The sequence below is a fragment of the Streptomyces sp. NBC_00286 genome, assembly GCF_036173125.1.
Lineage (GTDB): Bacteria > Actinomycetota > Actinomycetes > Streptomycetales > Streptomycetaceae > Streptomyces.
The window spans coordinates 4,665,173-4,683,463 of sequence record NZ_CP108054.1; the positions used below are offsets into that span (position 1 = coordinate 4,665,173).

At 69.3% G+C, this 18,291-nt stretch carries 22 protein-coding genes; 6 read left to right on the forward strand and 16 right to left on the reverse strand.

Annotated features, from left to right (window positions below):
- Positions 1-15: 15 nt before the first annotated feature.
- From OHT21_RS21205 to OHT21_RS21220, 4 genes are all read right to left on the reverse strand, one after another.
- Complete coding sequence (locus OHT21_RS21205) at positions 16-1,581, reverse strand: PstS family phosphate ABC transporter substrate-binding protein (RefSeq protein ID WP_328769933.1); 1,566 nt, start codon at positions 1,579-1,581, stop codon at positions 16-18.
- A gap of 128 nt (positions 1,582-1,709) precedes the next feature.
- Entirely contained in the window at positions 1,710-3,833 is a 2,124-nt protein-coding gene (locus OHT21_RS21210) for a serine/threonine-protein kinase (protein WP_328769934.1), read from the reverse strand.
- 78 nt (positions 3,834-3,911) lie between these two features.
- Positions 3,912-4,379 (reverse strand): MarR family winged helix-turn-helix transcriptional regulator, encoded by a 468-nt coding sequence (locus tag OHT21_RS21215; protein WP_328769935.1) that lies wholly within the window; start codon positions 4,377-4,379, stop codon positions 3,912-3,914.
- A complete protein-coding gene (locus OHT21_RS21220; RefSeq protein WP_328769936.1) occupies positions 4,376-4,990 on the reverse strand; it encodes a type 1 glutamine amidotransferase family protein in 615 nt (204 codons plus the stop codon). Before OHT21_RS21220 ends, OHT21_RS21215 begins: the two co-directional genes overlap by 4 nt.
- A 172-nt stretch (positions 4,991-5,162) precedes the next feature.
- Here OHT21_RS21220 and OHT21_RS21225 point away from each other — a divergent pair, with 172 nt between their 5' ends.
- Positions 5,163-5,888 (forward strand): GntR family transcriptional regulator, encoded by a 726-nt coding sequence (locus OHT21_RS21225; protein ID WP_328769937.1) that lies wholly within the window; start codon positions 5,163-5,165, stop codon positions 5,886-5,888.
- 127 nt (positions 5,889-6,015) lie between these two features.
- The gene (locus OHT21_RS21230) at positions 6,016-6,666 is read left to right on the forward strand and encodes a hypothetical protein (RefSeq protein WP_328769938.1); all 651 of its coding nucleotides are present in this window, start codon (positions 6,016-6,018) and stop codon (positions 6,664-6,666) included.
- A 3-nt stretch (positions 6,667-6,669) separates the two neighbouring features.
- Here OHT21_RS21230 and OHT21_RS21235 read toward each other — a convergent pair whose 3' ends face one another.
- From OHT21_RS21235 to OHT21_RS21280, 10 genes are all read right to left on the reverse strand, one after another.
- Positions 6,670-6,960 (reverse strand): DUF3303 family protein, encoded by a 291-nt coding sequence (locus tag OHT21_RS21235; protein WP_328769939.1) that lies wholly within the window; start codon positions 6,958-6,960, stop codon positions 6,670-6,672.
- Between the two features lie 194 nt (positions 6,961-7,154).
- Positions 7,155-7,457, reverse strand: a complete 303-nt coding sequence (locus OHT21_RS21240) for a hypothetical protein (RefSeq protein ID WP_328769940.1) — start codon at positions 7,455-7,457, stop codon at positions 7,155-7,157.
- Positions 7,458-7,635: 178 nt separating this feature from the next.
- Entirely contained in the window at positions 7,636-8,106 is a 471-nt protein-coding gene (locus OHT21_RS21245; RefSeq protein ID WP_328769941.1) for a hypothetical protein, read from the reverse strand.
- Positions 8,103-8,402 carry a hypothetical protein gene (locus tag OHT21_RS21250; RefSeq protein WP_328769942.1) on the reverse strand — a complete coding sequence of 100 codons (300 nt, stop codon included), beginning with the start codon at positions 8,400-8,402 and terminating at the stop codon, positions 8,103-8,105. The genes OHT21_RS21245 and OHT21_RS21250 overlap by 4 nt, the downstream gene beginning before the upstream one ends.
- Before the next feature lie 131 nt (positions 8,403-8,533).
- Positions 8,534-8,806, reverse strand: coding sequence for a hypothetical protein (locus OHT21_RS21255; RefSeq protein ID WP_328769943.1), 273 nt, complete (start codon positions 8,804-8,806; stop codon positions 8,534-8,536).
- Entirely contained in the window at positions 8,806-9,192 is a 387-nt protein-coding gene (locus OHT21_RS21260; RefSeq protein ID WP_328769944.1) for a hypothetical protein, read from the reverse strand. Before OHT21_RS21260 ends, OHT21_RS21255 begins: the two co-directional genes overlap by 1 nt.
- Before the next feature lie 241 nt (positions 9,193-9,433).
- The gene (locus tag OHT21_RS21265) at positions 9,434-9,634 is read right to left on the reverse strand and encodes a DUF397 domain-containing protein (protein ID WP_328769945.1); all 201 of its coding nucleotides are present in this window, start codon (positions 9,632-9,634) and stop codon (positions 9,434-9,436) included.
- Positions 9,635-9,638: 4 nt separating this feature from the next.
- Positions 9,639-10,490, reverse strand: coding sequence for a helix-turn-helix domain-containing protein (locus OHT21_RS21270; RefSeq protein WP_328769946.1), 852 nt, complete (start codon positions 10,488-10,490; stop codon positions 9,639-9,641).
- A gap of 19 nt (positions 10,491-10,509) precedes the next feature.
- Complete coding sequence (locus tag OHT21_RS21275; protein WP_328769947.1) at positions 10,510-10,779, reverse strand: hypothetical protein; 270 nt, start codon at positions 10,777-10,779, stop codon at positions 10,510-10,512.
- A 116-nt stretch (positions 10,780-10,895) separates the two neighbouring features.
- The gene (locus tag OHT21_RS21280; RefSeq protein WP_328769948.1) at positions 10,896-12,179 is read right to left on the reverse strand and encodes an adenylosuccinate synthase; all 1,284 of its coding nucleotides are present in this window, start codon (positions 12,177-12,179) and stop codon (positions 10,896-10,898) included.
- Between the two features lie 187 nt (positions 12,180-12,366).
- On the opposite strand from OHT21_RS21280, the gene OHT21_RS21285 reads away from it, so the two are divergent.
- Positions 12,367-13,269, forward strand: coding sequence for a diacylglycerol kinase (locus OHT21_RS21285; RefSeq protein WP_328769949.1), 903 nt, complete (start codon positions 12,367-12,369; stop codon positions 13,267-13,269).
- A gap of 17 nt (positions 13,270-13,286) precedes the next feature.
- On the opposite strand, the gene OHT21_RS21290 is transcribed toward OHT21_RS21285, so the two are convergent.
- Complete coding sequence (locus OHT21_RS21290) at positions 13,287-13,784, reverse strand: GbsR/MarR family transcriptional regulator (protein WP_328769950.1); 498 nt, start codon at positions 13,782-13,784, stop codon at positions 13,287-13,289.
- Positions 13,785-13,909: 125 nt separating this feature from the next.
- Here OHT21_RS21290 and OHT21_RS21295 point away from each other — a divergent pair, with 125 nt between their 5' ends.
- The 3 genes from OHT21_RS21295 to OHT21_RS21305 all read left to right on the forward strand — a co-directional run bounded on the left by OHT21_RS21295 (position 13,910) and on the right by OHT21_RS21305 (position 17,044).
- Complete coding sequence (locus OHT21_RS21295; protein WP_328769951.1) at positions 13,910-14,878, forward strand: ABC transporter ATP-binding protein; 969 nt, start codon at positions 13,910-13,912, stop codon at positions 14,876-14,878.
- Entirely contained in the window at positions 14,875-16,536 is a 1,662-nt protein-coding gene (locus OHT21_RS21300; protein ID WP_328769952.1) for an ABC transporter permease, read from the forward strand. The genes OHT21_RS21295 and OHT21_RS21300 overlap by 4 nt, the downstream gene beginning before the upstream one ends.
- Before the next feature lie 100 nt (positions 16,537-16,636).
- On the forward strand, positions 16,637-17,044 hold the full coding sequence (locus tag OHT21_RS21305; RefSeq protein WP_328769953.1) for a hypothetical protein: 408 nt from the start codon (positions 16,637-16,639) through the stop codon (positions 17,042-17,044).
- Here the strand turns inward: OHT21_RS21305 and OHT21_RS21310 are convergent.
- Positions 17,027-18,259, reverse strand: coding sequence for a cytochrome P450 (locus OHT21_RS21310; RefSeq protein WP_328769954.1), 1,233 nt, complete (start codon positions 18,257-18,259; stop codon positions 17,027-17,029). The two genes, OHT21_RS21305 and OHT21_RS21310, sit on opposite strands and share 18 nt — an antisense overlap.
- Positions 18,260-18,291 lie beyond the last annotated feature (32 nt).

An 18,291-nucleotide genomic window follows, 5' to 3' on the forward strand; every position in this document is an offset into this window, starting at 1 on the left:
GCCCTTGCCAGCCGATCAGCCGGCCTCGTCGCTCCTGGCCCTCTCGGCGCAGAGGTCGTTCCCGGTCGTCGTCTCGCACGGCACATGCCCATGGCCGCGGATCACGCTCTGGGCGGTGCCCCCGCGCATATAGGCGAGGAAGCTGCCGGTGAGGGAGCTCGCGGAGGGGCGGCCGTAGGTGTAGGCGTACTCGAGGCCGTAGTACGGGTAGGCGTTCTCGCCCTGCTCCAGGTCCTCGACGGAGGACTGGTGACCGTCGATGGCGAGCCGGTGCAGTCCGCGCCGCTCGGTGGCCTGGCTGAGTTCGCTGTAGCCGATGGCGCCGGGGATCTCGGCGACCTTGTCCAGCACCTGCTGCGTGGAGTCGAGCTCGCAGCGCGTGACCGGGTAGGACGAGTCTTCCTTGCTGCGGCAGTCCAGCGAGGTGCTGGGCACCCGCTCCCAGCTGTCCAGCACCTCCCGCTGGAACATCTGCCGCGTACCGGAGTCGGCGTCGCGGCTGACGAGGACGACGGGAAGGTCGGGGAGTCGTTTGTCGAGCTGCCGCCAGCGGGTGACCTCGCCGCGGTAGATGCGGCGTATGTCGTCCAGGGTCAGGCCCCCGCTCGGCCGGACGGCGTCGTTGACGACCAGGGTGAACAGGGACAACGCGACCCGGTTCGCGGTCAGTTCGGAGTCGTCGATGGTCTTGGGGCCGTCGGAGAAGGCGATGACGGCGGGCGAGTCCTTCGACTGGGCGCCCAGGGCGGCGAGTTCGTTGACCCCGGCCGTACTGCCGCGCGCGTCCACGGTGATGTCGGCGCCCTCGCAGTCCTCCTCGTACTCGTCCTCCAGGTCCTCCAGTGCGGGCTTGAACGCCGTCGATCCGGTGAGCGTCAGCTTGCCCGTCTCGCATTCGAGCGGCGGCGGAGTGTCGTCCCGGGCGACGATGATCGTGGCCAGGGTCATCACGCAGAGCGTGAGCAGTACGGTGATCAACCGGGCCGCGCGGCTGAACAGCGGCGGTTTGTCGTCCGGAAGAATCGCGCTGTTGGGATGCACCTCGCCGTCGCGGATGCCGCCTATGAGCCGTATGCCGCAGCCGACGTCCCCGCCCGACAGCAGTACGAGCAGCTTGAAGTGCTCGCCCCGGTTGAGCGGGACGCGGGGGATGCGCAGGACGCCGTCCTGATAGCCGAAGCCCGCGGCCGGGGTGAAGTGGTCCATGAGGTGATCGGTGCCGGCCGGCTGCGTGACCGACACACCCCGGATCACGCGGTCGCTGAACACCGCGGTGAGACCGTGCCGTTCACGCCCGGTGTAGTCGTTGTCGGCGATGCTCTGCGAGCCGTCGTTCTCGATGCGCAGCAGCACGAGCGTCGCGTCGGACATGTCCGACGCCTCGTCGAACAGCCCGAGCCGTACGTTCGCCCGCCCCGAACGCACGTCGTGCCCGATGGGGTTGTCCATCTGCACGCGGTAGCCGAGCCGCTTCCGCCGCGGCACCCGGCGCTCGTACCAGACCATCACGGCGGACGCCACGACACCGACGAGCGCCGTCGTCAGCGCGATGACGTTCTCCGCGCTCAGCCAATCCTGCACGTGAGCCACTCCCCCGAGCCTGACCCTGCGGGATCAAGGTACGGCTCTGGGTGGGGACATAAGGGACACGACAGCGGAAGTTCAGCTCCAGTTCAGCGAGTTCACAGCTGCGGACCTCAACTCGCTGCTCAGTCCGTCCTGTTGTACGTCAGCTCGGCGCCGCTCCCGTCGGTCAGGCGGCGCAGGCTGCCGTCCGGGAGGATGGTCAGCTCCGAGGCCTCGCCCGGGGTGCAGGAGCTGGGAGGTTCGCCGACGGTGACTGTGGACGGGCCGATGCGGAGCGGTCCGTCGGCGGTCGGGGCCGCGGCGAGCCTCGCCTGGAAGACGCAGTGGTACGTACGGTCGCCTTCGTCGCCCTCCAGCCTCTCCGGGCCGCCCGCCGTGAGCGAGAGCACGATGTCGCCGACCTGGCCCTGCTGGATGGTGAGCCTTCGGGTGTTGCTGCCCTGGTCGGTGCGGAAGACCGCCACCCAACTGCCGAGGTACTTGGTCGGGATCACACCGCCGACCGGGCTCTCCTCCGTGGCCTTCGATGGCTCGGCGGTCGGGTCCTGGTCCGGGTTCTGGCTGGTCGGGTCGGTTGTGGGTGCGCTGGCGGTCGGGGTCGCCGTGGTGTCGCCGCCCGCGCCGTTGCCGTCCTCGCCGCCGCTCATCAGCGCGTAGACCGATCCGCCTGCGGCGAGCGCGACGACCAGGGCCACCACGAGCAGGAAGGCGGTGGAGCGGCCGCTTCGGTGGGGTGGCTGCTGCGGGGCGCCGACTCCCGGCCCGTAGGCGGGCCCGTACGGGGGAGTCGAGCCCGGCGCGGGCGCGTACCCCTCGGGCGCACCCCAGGTGCCGGGCTGCTGCGGGTAACCGTATCCGGCGGGCTGCGGGTGCTGCTGTGGATAGCCGTAGGCCGGGCCCGGCGGAGGGGTCGGCGGAGGCGTGCCGCCCGAGTTGACCGTCGTGGGCAGGTGATCCAGCGGGGCGCTGCCCGGTGTGCCCGGCGAGGGCGGGGCGGAGTCGTCGGCGGCGGGGGCGTGTTCGGGGGAGGCTTCGGGGTGGGGAGCGGGGCTGGGGGCGTGGGGCTTTGGGGCGTCCGCGGCAGCCGGACCCGACGCGCCTCCCACGGCGGCCACGCCCGCGGCGCCCGCCGGACCCGCCGAACCTCCAGCCGCCGCCTTCGCGGAGCCCGCCGGACCCGCTGAACCTCCAGAGCCCGCCGGACCCGCCGGCTTCTCGGCGTTCCAGCCCCGCTCGGCCCCCTCCGCCGAACGCTGGGGATTCTCCGGCTTCTCCGGCTTCTCCGGGGCCTCCGACCCCTCCGGATTCTCGGTCTCCAGCAACTGCACAGCATGGCGCCCCAGTTGGGCCACCAGCATGCTCGGCAGCCAGGGGTCGCGGCTGCGGCCGTCGGCGACGGTGTCCTCCGCGCCGGTGCGTTCCAGGATGTCGTCGAGGCTCGGGCGGGCGGCCGGGTCCTTGCGCAGACAGAGCCGTACGAGATCGGCGAGGCCCTCCGGCAGCGGCTCCAGGTCCGGCTCCTCCTGCGCGATGCGGAACATCAGGGCGTGCACCCCGCTGTTGGAGGTGCCGAAGGGAAGCTCGCCGGTAGCCGCGTACGCGAGGACGGAACCCAGGCAGAAGACGTCGCAGGCCGGAGTGATGCGGTCGCCGCGGACCTGCTCGGGAGCCATGAACCCGGGCGAGCCGACGAGCGCGCCGGTCCGCGTCAGCCCTCCGTCGGTCACCGTCTCCAGGGCGCGCGCGATCCCGAAGTCGATGACGCGGGGGCCGTCGATCGTGACGAGTACGTTCGAGGGCTTGAGGTCGCGGTGGACGATCCCGGCGGCGTGGATGTCCTTGAGGGCGTGGGCGAGTCCCGCCGCGAGGATGCGTACGGAACGCTCCGGCAGCGGGCCGTGGTCGTGCCCGACGACGGTCTGCAGGGAGGGCCCGGCGACATAACCGGTCGCCACCCACGGAATCGCGGCCTCCGTGTCCGCGTCGAGCACGGGTGCGGTCCAGTACCCGCCGACCCGCCGCGCGTTCCGCACCTCCTGCCGGAACCGCGCCCGGAACTCCTCCTGCTCGGCGAGCTCCTGCCGCACCAGCTTCACGGCGACGGTACGGCCCCGGTCGGAACGCGCCAGATATATGTTCCCCATCCCGCCGGACCCCAGCCGCGCCAGCAGCCGGTACGCGCCGATCCGTCCCCCGCCTCCGGCCTGGGGGATGCCCGACGGCTCCCCCTGTCCCAGCTTCTCCATGGCCGGCGCCCCCTACCCCGTGCGTGTGCGACACGGTGAGGATAGTGCGGCCGTACGGGCTGGAAGGCCGGGCGGTCTCTACAGCTCCGTAACAGGTGGCGCGGTCGACGAGAGCTGGTCGAGCGCCTGTGACAGGCGTTCCAACACGCGTACGGTCTCGGCGAAGCCGTCGTCTCCGAGGGCGTCCGCGAGGCGGTCGGCGAGGGCCGCGTGGCCGGGGTGGATCTTCGCCATGGCGGCGCGGCCGTCCTCGGTCGGAGTGAGCAGTTTGGCGCGGCGGTGGGCGGGGTTGGGCGCGTACTCGGCTAGCCCCTTCTCGACGAGCAGGTCGGCGATCCGTTGCACGCTCTGGCGGGTGATGCCCATCGCGCGGGCGATCCCGGAGACGGGCAGGGGCTCGGACACCACGGCTCCGAGTACCTGCCACCAGGCCGCGGTCAGTCCGGCGGGCCGGGCCAACTCCTCTGCCACCGAGAGGAATTGGCCGTTGAGCCGGAAGACGCCGAGGGCGCTGCGGCTGAGCAGGTCCTGACGCTCGCGGCTCACTGGCCGGCCGCTTCGAGAACGGCGTACGCCTCCGGGTCCGAGTCGTGGAACAGCCGGTACCAGGCGTCCAGCACCTCGCCCTCGTACACACCGAGCATCCCGAACACCTCGCGGGCGAAGGCGACGGGTTCGGTGGGACCGGCGGTGATCAGCTTCCCGTCGGTCACGGCGTCGGCGTCTACGTACCGCTCGCCGCCCTTGTATCCGGTGGCGGCCAGATAGAAGGAGATGGCGCTGGTGTGGTCGCGGTCGTCGAGCAGGCCTTCGCGGGCCAGCCCGGCGGTGGCTCCGCAGATGGCGGCGACGGGGACGTCCGCGTCGAGGAAGCCGCGCGCCTTGCGGGCGAACGGTGCGAGGTCGTCGCTTGTGTCCCAGAGGTCGGCGCCGGTGAGGATCAGCAGGGAGCTGTCCTCGGGGCGTACGTCATCGAGGGCCAGGTCCGGCTGGATCCGCAGGCCGCCGATGCTCGTCACCGGTGCGCGACTGGGTCCCACGGTCCGGATCTCGTATCCGGCGCGGGCGAGATACGCGGTCGTGTGCCCGGTCTCCCAGTCGGCGAAGGTGTCGTAGACGGCGAGGTGGACAGGCTTACGGGCGGTTGTGGCGACCATGGCTTCTCCTCGGGTGGCTTGATGTTTATGTAAGCATGCTGTCATTTCGACAGCATGCTGTCAATAACCGGTTCCTCGCGAAGTCGAACGCGTATGGTGACGTGCTCGTAGATATGGACGTACGTGCTCGTAGATACGCGCGAGTACCGACCGATCGAGGAGGACCAGGACCATGCCCGGCACCGGCGGCAACGGCGCCGTGACGCGCAGCACGCTGCGACAGCAGATCGCGGACGCGCTGCGTGACGAGGTGCTGGCCGGGCGCCTGAAGCCGGGCCAGGAGTTCACGGTGAAGGAGATCGCCGAGCAGTACGGCGTCTCCGCGACCCCCGTCCGCGAGGCCCTGGTCGACCTGTCGGCGCAGGGTCTGCTGGACGCGGACCAGCACCGCGGTTTCCGCGTGCACGAGTACTCGCCGGCCGACTACCGGGACATGATCGAGGCCCGGAGCCTGGTCACGGACGGCCTGTTCCACCAGTACCTGGACGAGAAGTCCGACATCAGCCGGGCCGCCCGCGCCGCCCTGGACCCGCGCGCCGACGACCCGCGCCAAGCCGCCGTCCTCGCCGGAGTGCGCCGCCGCGGCGAGGAGGCCGAGCGGGCTGCCGCGGCCGGTGACCTGAACATACTGATCGGCTACGACCTGCGCTTCTGGCGCGAGCTCAGCAATCTGTTCGGCAACCCCTACCTCGCCGACTTCCTGCACCGGCTGCGCGTCCAGTCCTGGGTGTGCGCGGTCCAGTACCTGCATACGGTCGATCTGCGCGGCCACCTCTGGGCCGAGCACACCGCCCTCGTGGACGCCCTCGCCCGCCGCGACGCCGAGGCGGCACACGAGATCGTCACCGCGTACAACACGCACTCGCTGGCACTCATCGAACGGCTGGCGGCGGGATGAGACCTCATGGGGCGCATGGGGATGTGGGGCGGCGGGGCGTGGGTAGGCGGATCTGTACGACAAGGGCTTACGGCGCTTGCCAGCCATTACCCTGCTTTGACCACCGTGCTACCCGAGGAGTCATCTGTTGGCCTGTGACCTGTGGCTGGTCCCACTCGTCGACGTGTTGTGCCACACCCCCGACAACCCCTTCGCCGAGGAACTGGCGCTCTACGACAAGGCCCTGAGCGAGGCCGGACTCCCACCGGTGCCGGTGTACCAGTACATGCCAGGACTCTCCGGCGACGTGGCCCCCGTCGCGGGCTTCGACTACGACGCGCTGCATTTCCTGCGCCGCGCGTACCTGCTGCAGGTGCGCGGTCTCGCGGTGACCCCGGTCGACGACCTGGTTGGCGACTACGAGCAGTTGCTGGAGATCTTCGAGGCGACGGCCCAGCAGTCGCACCTGGTCTGGCACTACGACCACGCGGGCGCGTACGTCCCCGTCGACTTCCCGCACCCGCTCTCGAACGACGAACTCCTCGCGGGCGGCGGCCCCTTGGGCTCCTCCCAGACGCTGCTGCGCGAGCTGGAGTTCGTGGCCCCGTCGATCGGCATCGACCCCGCGAACCCGCCGCTGCCGCCGGAACCCCCCATGGCCCCCACGTCGCTGGAGGAACCGGCCGCCCCCGCTCCCTTCGACTCGAGCCCCTTCGCCCGGGAGCGGCATGTGTGGCTGGGCCTGCACGCGGCGGCTACGCGCAGCCTGGCGCAGGGGTCGATGATCGTCTTCAGCTGAGGGTCACCCCAGCTGCGACAGTCCCTTCTGCAGGTCTTCGAGGTTCATGATCGGACTTACCTCGACCTTGGCGTTGAGGTCGCTGAAGAACGGTTCACCGGTCGGGGGCAGCTCCGAGCTGTCCTTCATGTCGAAAATCAGGAAGCAGGTCCGCCGGCCATCCACAGGACCGAAGTAGGCGGCCTCCGGCTTGGTCTTCTCCAGCACCGACTTGATCAGCTCCTGGAGCTTGCCGCTGTGAATGACCTCGTTCGCCTTCTCAGTGTCCAGGGTCGCCTTGAGCATGACGCGCATCGCACGCACCTCTCCTCGGGGATTCGAGCTGGTCAACTTCTCAGCTTTTGTCCAGTATGTGCCGCGAACGAGGATGCGGCATGTGGACCATCTGGCGTATCCGGGCTCAGTCGGCCGGACGCCTGAGGCCGAGAACCTCGGCCTACCGGTGTGCCCCCGGTCGAGTGCGGGGCACACCGGTAGGCCAGGCTCGCTCATCCGGCCCAGGTCACCGTTGCCCCGGCACCCTGATGGCGTGTACGAGAGGCATGTCCGCGTACGGGGCCAGGGTCCGCGGTCACCACGTGCCGGCCGTCCGGCCAGTCCGGTGTCGGGCGGGACAGGTGGACCGCGTGGCCGAGACGCCACTCCACACCGTCACGCAGCAACGCGCCCACGGTGGACGCGCCCGCGAAGTCCAACTCGACGATCTCGGCCGCGGGCAGGGCCCCGGTGTGCTCCGCCGGCCCCTTGCGCAAACCGTCGGCGGCAGCCAGGCAGAGTGCGGGAACGTACACGTGCCGCCTCGGCCTGCTGGCCGGTTTTCCTGTCCGCTCCGGTAACCATGCCTCACGCCTCCCCTGTGTCACGGTCAACCGCATGGGGGTCCATGCTGCGGGACGGGGAGCGGAGAGGCGTGAGGCGGCGTCCCCTGAGAGAGAGTTGCCTGGATTCGCACAGCCATGAGGGCCTACGTCAAACGGCCACGGCCGAGACGTTGCCGCCGGGCAGTGTGGCGGCGTACGCATCGATGTCGTCGCGGTCGGAGGTGAGAACGCTGCCTCCGCCGTGACTGGCCGCGATGAAGACGGCCAGGGCGTCGACCGGATCGGGGCGCTTCTTCGGCGGTAGTGCAGCAGAACCGATCATGTCGCCGAGTGTCTTCCAGCCCTCGATGTTCACTCCTCCCGCACAGGGGAGACAGCGCGGCGGAAGACCGTCGGCGTACCGGGCCCTGTCAACGGGGTACACGAAGACATCGGCAAGGAGACGCTTCCAGGCGTAGGCCGTTTTCGGGCTTGTCCGCCATGCCTGTGACAGGGCGGGACCGGGGACGATCGGCTTGTGTCCGCCGGCCGTGACGAACCCCTTGTGCAGGATGTGCGCCCGGCGTTCCTGGTCGACCAGCGCCATCAGCATGCCCGTGTCGTACACGACCACGTTCACGCGGCGGCCTCGTTGTGCGGTGCAGAGCCGAGAATCGCGTCGACCTCCGCCTGCTCCCCCTCTGTCGGCTCGATGTCGTCGCCTGCCCAGACACCCGTACCAGCTTGCTCCTCGGCCTCCGTGCGCGCCTTCTGGAAGGGCTCGAAGATCTCCCTGACCCGATCCTGCTGGTCCATCTGCGCCTGGGCGGCGATCGCCAGGAACGTGGAAACGTCGAGTCCGGCGTCCGCGGCGTGCTCCCTTATCCGGTCACGCACCTCGGCCGGCATGCTGATCGAGAAACGTACAATCGCCATACCAGAACCGTAACACCAAGTGTTACGCAGCTGGGAGCCCCCGCCTGCACCGGGGAAGAGGCGGCTACGGTCGGCGTGGGCGACACGTTCGTGTTCGTGCCTCGTGCCGCCCACACCTGGAGAATCCGTTCCTACGGCCAGTGGACTCCCTGGCTGCCCACGGCGGGCTTGCGGCAGTCGGGCAGCTTGGACACCGGCGTGGTCACCGAGACCGTCGCGTCGTCGAGCGCGTAGCAGAGCTGGGCGTGCAGGACCTCCGCCTCAGCGGGCGTGAGGCGCAGCGCGAGGTCCGACTCGAAGGCACCGTCCCTGCGCAGCCAGAGATCGATGGTGAGCGTGCCGTCCTCGTCCCGCCGTACGGGCTTGCTGGGTACGCGACTTACCTGCATCCGGGGTTCGCTCATCAGGCCGCCACCCCCACGGACGCCATCGCCCGGCGCACGACCGGCTCGCCGATCCGATGCCCATGGATCACCTGGGGCCCGACGTCGATCCCGTCGAGCGCGAGCGCCAGCGCCCTACGGCGCATGCGCTGCTCGTGCGCGATCAGATAGGGACGGACACGGGAGGCGGGACGGCGTGCGGGCGCGGTTGCCGTTCTGCGTGACCGCAGCAGATACGGCGGCAGCGCGGGGATCTCGGCACCGGCGACGAGGAGCCGGTAACCCGGCGGTCGCCGGACCACGTCCGATGCCGGGATGGGGACGAGCACGCGCAAGAGGCACGCGAGGAAGAAGACGGCCACGTGCACGAGTGTTCGCGCGAGGCCGGGCCGGATACGGTTGGACATGCTGACGCTCCTACGAGGCGTTGGCCATGCCCCGGGGTGCTTCCGACACCGCCGGGGCTTCTACTTGCTCTGCAACCGACAGGTCACAGCATGTAGTTGAAACTGTAGCCCCAACATACGCGTCATCTCAATATTGAGGCGCATTGCTGCAAGGTTCGGCATATGCCTTCTTCGCTTGGATGCCCCGAACAACAACTGGCCCCCATCTGAGCCAGGTTGGGGGCCAGTTGGCTGGGAGCGCCTACGACGAGTGGCCGACCGCACCCGCCCTGATGCCGACCAGGAACGTGCGGAGCCGTTCCGATGTGGTCGTCACGATCGCACCCGGCTCATCGCTCTCACGTATGAGCACGTCATCGTCGCACAAGGCGACTTCGACGCAGTTGCCGTCGGAGTCCTCGGAGAACGAGGACTTACGCCACTGGACATCCACTCTTCTCACGCCTTCAGAGTTGCTGTACGACTTCACGAATGAACTCCCGTGAACGGTCAGGGTCCAGGGAACGCTCCTCCATACGATCCAAGACCATGCGGTAGTTCGCGCGATGAGTCTCGGCGTGGAGGAACCTTGACCCCAGACGCGTGTCCGACTGCACCGTGTCGAGCTGTGCAACAGGGCCGTAGGCGTACATGGTCGAGCTTCCGGCACTGGGGAATCCGCCGGCTGCGAACGGGAGAATCCGTACGGTCACATTCTCCCGATCGGACTGCTCCAGTAGGTACGCCAGTTGGCGCTTGGCTACCCGGGCACCGCCGAACAACATGCGCAACGCCGCCTCGTGGATGAGGAACGTGCACGACGGCGGCTCCTCCAGGTCAAGTACGGCGCTTCGCCTGACACGAAACTCGACCTTGCGGTCGAGGTCCTCGGGAGCGGGATCAGGGACCGCCTCCCCGATGACCGCACGTGCGTAGTCCTCGTGCTGGAGAAGCCCCGGCATGTGTGTGAGCTGCGCGGTGCGGAGTGCGACCGCATGGTGCTCCAACTCCGCCAGGTCCAGAAGAACCGCCGGGACGAGCCCCCTGTACGTGTCCCACCAGTTCGCACCCCGCTCCCTGGCCATCTCGGCAAGCGCGTCGACATACTTGCGGTCCGGGCAGGAGTAGTTGGCGGCCCATACACGGACACGGTCCGAACTCACGCCGTACCGGGCGGACTCCGTGTTACTGATCGTGGCCTTGTCGACGCGATGCAGTTCGGCAGCCTCGGTCAGCGACAACCCAACCTGCTCACGCATCTTGCGCAACTCTGCACCCAAACGCTGCTGCCGCTCAGTCGGAGGCTTCCTGGACGCCATCAGCCTGCCCCTTTCTCCATCACTCGCCGGCTTCTTGAACCTGGCGTAAGGGCTTGCTCTCGGCGTTGGGATTTCCGATGTGGTGCTGGACAGTCTCCCCCACCTTGGCCGGGGTGCCGTTCTTCACGAGGATGTCGACGTACTCGGACTCGGTGGCCTCGCCCTCGGCGAAGACGTGGACCTGGCGGGGTCTGCTGGATCGGCCCTTCGTCCCGCCTTCGCCCTTCCTCCACCCGCAGGGACCGGACATTCGCCACCCGGAATCCCAGCAGCATCCTGGCTCCTTCATGGCGGACAGATTAGTCACACCATGCGGCCGGCGTGGCCTGGTGCGCGGCGTGCGACGGCCGACGTACACAAGGTCGGCCGCCGCACGGCTGCCTCTTGGAAGCAGCGGATGGCGTCTCAGATGAACGAGTTGATCTCGATCGTCTCGTCCCGCCCCGGGCCCACGCCGATCGCCGAGATCGGCGCTCCCGACATCTCCTCCAGCGCCTTGACGTAGTCCTGGGCGTTCTTGGGGAGGTCGGCGAAGGTCTTGGCCTTGCTGATGTCCTCGGACCAGCCGGGGAGCAGCTCGTAGACCGGCTTCGCGTGGTGGAAGTCGGTCTGGGAGTACGGGAGTTCCTCTACTCGCTTGCCGTCGATCTCGTACGCCACGCAGACCGGGATCTGCTCCCAGCCGGTGAGGACGTCGAGCTTGGTGAGGAAGAAGTCGGTGAGGCCGTTGACGCGGGTCGCGTAACGGGCGATGACCGCGTCGAACCAGCCGCAGCGGCGGTCGCGGCCCGTCGTCACGCCGCGCTCGCCGCCGATGCGGCGCAGGGCCTCGCCGTCCTCGTCGAAGAGTTCGGTCGGGAAGGGGCCGGCGCCGACCCGGGTCGTGTAGGCCTTCAGGATGCCGATGACCCGGCTGATCTTCGTCGGGCCCACGCCCGCGCCCGTGCAGGCGCCGCCCGCGGTCGGGTTCGACGAGGTCACGAAGGGGTACGTGCCGTGGTCGATGTCGAGGAGCGTGCCCTGGCCGCCCTCGAAGAGGACCACCTTGTCGGCCTCCAGGGCCTGGTTGAGGACCAGGACGGTGTCGGCGACGTACTGCTCGATCTGCGCGGCGTAGCCCAGCAGTTCGTCCACGACCTGGCCGACGGCGATCGCGCGGCGGTTGTAGAGCTTGGTCAGGACCTGGTTCTTGATGTCGAGGGCCGCCTCGACCTTCTGGGTCAGGATCGACTCGTCGTACAGGTCCTGGACGCGGATGCCCACGCGGTTGATCTTGTCGGCGTAGGTGGGGCCGATGCCTCGGCCCGTCGTGCCGATCTTCCGCTTCCCGAGGAAGCGTTCCGTCACCTTGTCCACGGTGACGTTGTACGGCGTGATGATGTGAGCGTTTCCGCTGATCAGCAGCTTGGACGTGTCGACGCCGCGCTCGTTCAGACCGCTCAGCTCGGAGAGCAGGACCGACGGGTCGACGACGACACCGTTACCGATGACCGGCGTGCATCCGGGCGAGAGGATTCCGGAAGGGAGGAGATGCAGGGCGTACTTCTGGTCGCCCACGACCACCGTGTGGCCGGCGTTGTTGCCGCCCTGGTAGCGCACCACGTAGTCCACGGATCCACCGAGCAGGTCGGTGGCCTTTCCCTTGCCTTCGTCACCCCACTGAGCACCGAGCAGCACAAGTGCGGGCACAGGCGTACACCCCTTCCGGGTGGGGCATGTCCAACATCAGGGGCGTACGCTGCACGGCTTGTGCCGCGTACACCGGCGACCTTCGTTGGCCGCGACCCGTCGGACCGGATGCCCCGGAATAGACGAAGCCCCTGGCGCAATAGCGCAAGGGGCTCTTGCACAAAGATGCTACCCGAGGAAGCGAGGCATGACCGAGGTGGCTGCTTCCGACCAGCTTCTGGTGGTCATCGACCCGGTCGCCCGTCGCAATGACGGTGAGGCGGTACGGATCGCAAAAGACGTGCTCAGCGCGGGTGCGACCACGAAAGTATGCCTCCCCGACGGGCCCGAGGAATTCGCCAGGGCACTGCGTCGGCGAGGGTCCCGGCGGCCCGTTGTGGTGGGGGACGATCGTGCCCTGCTGCGTGCGGTGTCCGTTTTGCACCGGCAGCGGGAGCTGGCTGGATGTGCGCTGTCGGTCGTGCCGGTGGGCGGTGCGATCTCGCTCGTACGGTCCCTGGGGGTGCCCACGGGTGCAGTGGCGGGGGCGCGGGCGGTCCTGGACGGGGTCGAGCGGCGGCTGGACCTGCTCGTCGACGACAGCGACGGGGTGGTGCTGGGCGCGCTGCGGATCCCGCCGCTCGCCGCGCGGCCGGGGGCGGGGATGGGGACTACGGGGACGGACGAGGAGGACAGGGAGAGCGAGTCGGACGCCGAGCCGGGGGCTTCCTCCGGTCACCCCTGGCTGCGTACCTGCCAGTCCCTCGTCCGCACGCTGGTGCCCGTACGTCCGTCCCGTACCGCCTCCGCGAACGGCGGCTCCGGGCCGTCCCGGCTGCGGGTCGAGGTCGACGGGGTGACGCTGGTGGATCTGGACCAGCCGGTGGAGGGGGTGTCGGTGGCACCGGGGGACGCGGGCGTGGCCGAGGTCGAGGTCCGCCCGGTGTCGGTGGGCGCGGAGGCCTCACCGCTCCTGGCCCGGGGCAGCACGGTCACCGTGTCGGGCGCGCACTTCCGGTACCGGGCGGACGCCCTGGTGTCGGGGCCGGTACGGACGCGGACGTGGACGGTGCGGGCGGGGGCGTGGGGGCTGACGTTGCCGGGGGCGTGAGCGGCACGTTCCCGCGGTCAGCCGGTGCCGAAGTGCTCCTCCCGGTGGATCCGCCAGCGATCCATCATCTTGGTGAGCTCGCTGTCGAAGAACTCGAAGAACGCCAGGGTCTCGGCGAGCCGCCGTCCGGCGGGGGTCTCGGGGCCGAGACCGTCGACCCCCTCCCGCAAGGCGTACTCCCAGCGCTTGAGCACCGCGCCCCGATTGGTCGCCGCCTCGTACCACTGGTTGCTGTGGACGCGATACCGCTCGCGCCGGGAGCCGGGTTCACGCTCGCGCGAGACCATGTGCTGCTGCGCGAGATAGCGCACGGCTCCGGACACGGCGGCCGGGCTGATCTGCAGCTGCTCGCCGAGTTCGACGGAGGTCATCGCCCCGGAGTCGGAGGCGAGCAACGCCGCGAACACCCGGGCCGCCATCCGCTGCATCCCGGCCTCGACCAACTGCGCGGCGAAGCTCTCGACGAACTTCGAGACCGCCTCCGTATCCCGCCCCGCCTCAGTCGGTTCGCTCATCTTTCGATCCTCTCCGCTGCTCAGCGCCGCTCATCGCTGCTCCATGCGCCGTTATCGATTCTAGACGCCGCTTTTGACGCTTCCTTAACTTCACAAATTTGTGAAAGTAGCGTAGGTTCAAAATCATGACGAAGGCAATCTCTGTCTCCGGACTGCACAAGTCGTTCGGCAAGACTCACGCGCTGGACGGCCTCGACCTGGACGTCGAGACCGGCGAAGTCCACGGCTTCCTCGGCCCCAACGGCGCCGGGAAGTCCACCACCATCCGCGTCCTGCTGGGCCTGCTGCGCGCCGACGCGGGCGCGGCTCAGCTGCTTGGCCGCGACCCCTGGACCGACGCGGTGGAGCTGCACCGGCACCTCGCCTACGTTCCCGGCGACGTAGAGCTGTGGCCCAACCTCACCGGCGGCGAGGCCATCGACCTCCTCTCGCGGCTGCGCGGGGGAATCAACCGGCAGCGCCGGGACGAGCTCATCGAGCGCTTTGACCTCGACCCGACCAAGAAGGGCCGCGCGTACTCGAAGGGCAACCGGCAGAAGGTCGCCATCGTCGCCGCACTGGCCTCCGACGCCGAACTTCTGCTGCTCGACGAGCCGACGGCGGGCCTCGACCCCCTCATGGAGGTGGTCTTCCAGGACGTCATCTTCGAGGCGAAGGCCGCGGGCAAGACCGTTCTGCTGTCCAGCCACATCCTGGCCCAGGTGGAGAAGCTCGCCGACCGTGTGAGCATCATCCGGCTCGGGAAGATCGTGCAGTCGGGCACACTCAGCGAGATGCGGCACCTGACCCGCACGACGATCGAGGCCGAGACCGAGACCCCGGCCACCGGGCTCGACGGCCTGCCGGGCATCCACGACTTGCGGACGGACGAGGGCAGGGTGCGGTTCGCCGTCGACGGCGGTCAGCTCGACGGCGCGGTCCGCAAGCTGACCGAGTTCGGCATCCGCAGCCTGGTCAGCCACCCGCCGACGCTCGAAGAGCTCATGCTGCGCCACTACGGCGACGAGCTCTCCGCCAACGGGCACGGCAACGGCGACGGCAGGGGGCACGACAACGGCAAGTCCACCGCCACAAGTGACGGAGCCGTCCGATGACCACCGCAACCGCCACCACGCAGGCGCCCGCACCCGCCGGCACCGTAGCGGGCGGCAACTCGCTGGCCGGAACCCGCACCCTGATCCGCTTCAACCTGCGCCGCGACCGCGTTCGGCTCCCGGTGTGGATCCTCGCGCTGTTCCTGGGCACGGTCTCGACCGCGAGCAACTACAAGACGCTGTACCCCGACCCTGAGGACCGTGCCAACGCCGTCGAGACCATGGACAGCCCGGCCGGGCTCGCCATGTCCGGACCGCGGCACTACCTCGACGACTACAACTTCGGCTCGATGCTGGGCCACCAGATGCTCGGCTTCATGGCCGTCCTCGTCGGCCTGATGAGCGTCCTGATCATCACCCGGCACACCCGTAACGAGGAGGAGACCAACCGCGCCGAACTGGTGCGCTCCACCGTCGTGGGCCGGCACGCCCACCTGGCGGCCGCGCTCGCCGTCGCGGTGCTCGCCAACCTGGCCCTGGCCCTGCTGCTGGCCTTCGGCCTCAGCGGCCTGGGCATCGACGGCATCGACACGGGCGGCTCGCTGCTCTACGGCTTCGACCACGCGGCCGTCGGCATCGTGTTCGCCGCCGTCGCCGCGATCACCGTGCAGATCACCGCGCACACACGCGGCGCCTCCGGCATGGCGCTCGCGGTCATCGGCATCGCGTACGTCCTGCGCGCCGCCGGTGACGTGGGCAGCAACGGCGCACTGTCCTGGCTGTCGCCGATCGGCTGGGTGCAGCGTACATACGTGTACGTCGAAAACCGCTGGTGGCCGCTGCTGCTCTGCCTGGCGCTCGCCGTGCTCTGCGCTGCCGCCGGCTTCGTGCTCTCCACCAGGCGGGACGTGGGCGCGGGACTGCGGGCCACCCGGCTCGGCAACCCGGTCGCCTCCGACGCGCTGACCCGGCCATTCGGCTTCGCACTGCGGCTGCACCGCGGCACGCTCATCGGCTTCGGCGCGGGCCTCTTCGTGATGGGTGTGATGTACGGGTCGATCCTGGGCGACGCCGAGGACATGCTGCAGGACATCGACCAGATCCAGGAGGCCCTGCAACAAATCGGCGGCGCCAGCATGGCCGAGTCCTTCGCCTCCATGGTCATGGTGGTCATCACCGTCGTCGCCGCGGTGTACGTGGTGATGGCGGCGCTTCGGCCACGCTCCGAGGAGACCTCGGGCCGGGCCGAACCGCTCCTCGCGACCGGCCTGTCCCGCACCCGCTGGGTGGGCAGCCACCTGGCCGTCGCCATGACCGGTGGCACCCTGGTGCTGCTCCTCGCCGGGCTCGGCTTCGGCATCTCGGGGTCGGCCTCGACCGGTGACGGCGGGCTGCTCCTGAAACTGGTCGGCGCGGCGCTGGCCTACGCACCGGCGCTATGGGTCACCGTCGGGGTCGCGGTCGTGATCTTCGGCTGGTTCCCGCGGGCGAGCGCGGCGGCCTGGATCGTCCCTGTGTACGCGTTCGTCGTCGGCTACCTGGGCCAGATCCTGCAGTTCCCGGACTGGATGAACAACGTCTCCCCGTTCGGCCACGTGCCGCAGCTACCGGCCGCGGACATGAGCTGGACGCCACTGCTGCTCCTCACCCTGATCGCGGCGGGCCTGGTGTGGCTGGGCCTGGAGGGCTTCCGCCGACGGGACCTGGAGACGAAGTAGCGGCACCTTCAGGGTTTCCGGCGGTCGGCGGTCTCTCCGTCCGCCGGGAACCCTCGGGGCGGCGCGTGCGTCCTTGTTGACCATGGGGCGTAGGGCATCAGTGCCGGAATCCGTCGGATGCGGGGGCTGTCTGCTGTCGGTCGCGGGCCTGCTCACCGCGCTGTTCGTGTGGGGCGGTTCGAGGCGTACCCACGTGCACATGGGCGGCGGATTCGAGAACCAGGGCATGGACCTGAGCGTGCTGTGGACCGAGCTGCCGCTCGTCCTGGCCGCGGGCGCCCTGATACCGGCGACCGTATGGCTGACGGTGGGACGACTGCTGCGCGGGCGAGGGCCGCGCGCCGCCCGACTCCTCGTGCCGACGGCCGTCACGATCGGCGCTCTCGTGCTCTCCGCGTGGGCCCTGCACACCTGGGTGAACCCGCCCAGGCCGCCCTCGCCCGACGTACGGCTGTCGGACGATAGGCGGCTCTCAGACGACGTACGACTGTCAGACCTCCACTTGTAGCTCCTTCATGCCCCGGATGACGAAGTTCGGCTTGCGCTCCGGCTCGGCGGCCAGCCGGAGTGTCGGGGCTCGGTCGAGCAATGCGCCCATGGACGCGGCCAGTTCGATACGGGCGAGGGGCGCGCCGATGCAGTAGTGGATGCCCGCACTGAACGAGATGTGCGGGTTCTCGGCCCGGGCGAGATCGAGCCGCTCGGGCCGGTCGAAGACCGCCGGATCGTGGTTGGCGGAGCCGAAGAGCATCGCCACCTCACTCCCCCGCGGAATCACCGTCCCGTCGATCTCGATCTCATCCAGCACCCATCGCTCGAAGAGCTGAAGCGGCGTGTCGTAACGCATCAGTTCTTCCACAGCTGTGGACAACAGTCCGCGGTCGGCGCGGAGAGCCGCCAGCTGGTCGGGGTTGCGGAACAGCGCCCACCAGCCGTTGACCGTGGCGTTCACCGTCGCCTCGTGCCCCGCGTTGAGCAGCAGAACGCACGTGGAGATCATCTCCTGCTCGGTCAGCCGGTCGCCCTCCTCGTACGCCTCGATCAGCCCCGAGATCAGATCGCCCCCCGGCTCCTTGCGCCGAACCGCGATCAACTCCCGGAGATACTCGGTGAATTCGACCGACGCCCGCACCGCCTTCGCCGCCGTCTCCTCCGAGGGATTCAGCTCGTACATCCCGCAGATGTCCGCCGACCAGGGCCGCAGCGGCGCCCGGTCGGACTCCGGGATCCCCAGCATCTCGGCGATCACGGCGACCGGCAGCGGCTCGGCGACCGCCGTCAGCAGATCACCGCCACCGTCCGCCACGAGGCCCGCCACCAGCTCGTTCGCCAGCTTGTGGACGTACGGGCGCAGCCCCTCGACCGTACGCGGCGTGAACGCCTTCGACACCAGACGCCGGATCCGTGTGTGGTCCGGCGGCTCCAGGTCGAGCATGCCGTGGTCGTTGAGCACGTGGAACGGCTCGTGCTCGGCCGGCGGCGCCGTCCGCCCGAAGTCCTCGTGTGTGAACCGGTGCTGATACGTCCGCCCCAGCCGCCGGTCCCTCAACAACGCCGACACATCCGCATGCCGCGGCACCAGCCACTGGTTCGTGGGCTCGAAGTAGTGAACCCGCCCCCGGTCACGCAACTCGGCGTACGCGGGGTAGGGATCGTCGACGAACCCGGTATCCCAGGGGTCGAACGCGTCAAGTGCACGGTCGGAGTCGGAAGGGTCTGTCATGTCGGGACGCTAACCTGCCGCGTCTCGGCCCG

Bases quoted from the DNA above. Each gene is read 5' to 3' on its own strand.
- OHT21_RS21295 (WP_328769951.1), top strand. From the start codon at position 13,910: ATGACGAAGGCAATCTCTGTCTCCGGACTGCACAAGTCGTTCGGCAAG.
- OHT21_RS21275 (WP_328769947.1), bottom strand. From the start codon at position 10,779: ATGAAGGAGCCAGGATGCTGCTGGGATTCCGGGTGGCGAATGTCCGGT.
- OHT21_RS21255 (WP_328769943.1), bottom strand. From the start codon at position 8,806: ATGAGCGAACCCCGGATGCAGGTAAGTCGCGTACCCAGCAAGCCCGTA.
- OHT21_RS21235 (WP_328769939.1), bottom strand. From the start codon at position 6,960: ATGCGCGTCATGCTCAAGGCGACCCTGGACACTGAGAAGGCGAACGAG.
- OHT21_RS21300 (WP_328769952.1), top strand. From the start codon at position 14,875: ATGACCACCGCAACCGCCACCACGCAGGCGCCCGCACCCGCCGGCACC.
- OHT21_RS21225 (WP_328769937.1), top strand. From the start codon at position 5,163: ATGCCCGGCACCGGCGGCAACGGCGCCGTGACGCGCAGCACGCTGCGA.
- OHT21_RS21260 (WP_328769944.1), bottom strand. From the start codon at position 9,192: ATGTCCAACCGTATCCGGCCCGGCCTCGCGCGAACACTCGTGCACGTG.
- OHT21_RS21285 (WP_328769949.1), top strand. From the start codon at position 12,367: ATGACCGAGGTGGCTGCTTCCGACCAGCTTCTGGTGGTCATCGACCCG.
- OHT21_RS21290 (WP_328769950.1), bottom strand. From the start codon at position 13,784: ATGAGCGAACCGACTGAGGCGGGGCGGGATACGGAGGCGGTCTCGAAG.
- OHT21_RS21310 (WP_328769954.1), bottom strand. From the start codon at position 18,259: ATGACAGACCCTTCCGACTCCGACCGTGCACTTGACGCGTTCGACCCC.
- OHT21_RS21210 (WP_328769934.1), bottom strand. From the start codon at position 3,833: ATGGAGAAGCTGGGACAGGGGGAGCCGTCGGGCATCCCCCAGGCCGGA.
- OHT21_RS21220 (WP_328769936.1), bottom strand. From the start codon at position 4,990: ATGGTCGCCACAACCGCCCGTAAGCCTGTCCACCTCGCCGTCTACGAC.
- OHT21_RS21270 (WP_328769946.1), bottom strand. From the start codon at position 10,490: ATGGCGTCCAGGAAGCCTCCGACTGAGCGGCAGCAGCGTTTGGGTGCA.
- OHT21_RS21250 (WP_328769942.1), bottom strand. From the start codon at position 8,402: ATGGCGATTGTACGTTTCTCGATCAGCATGCCGGCCGAGGTGCGTGAC.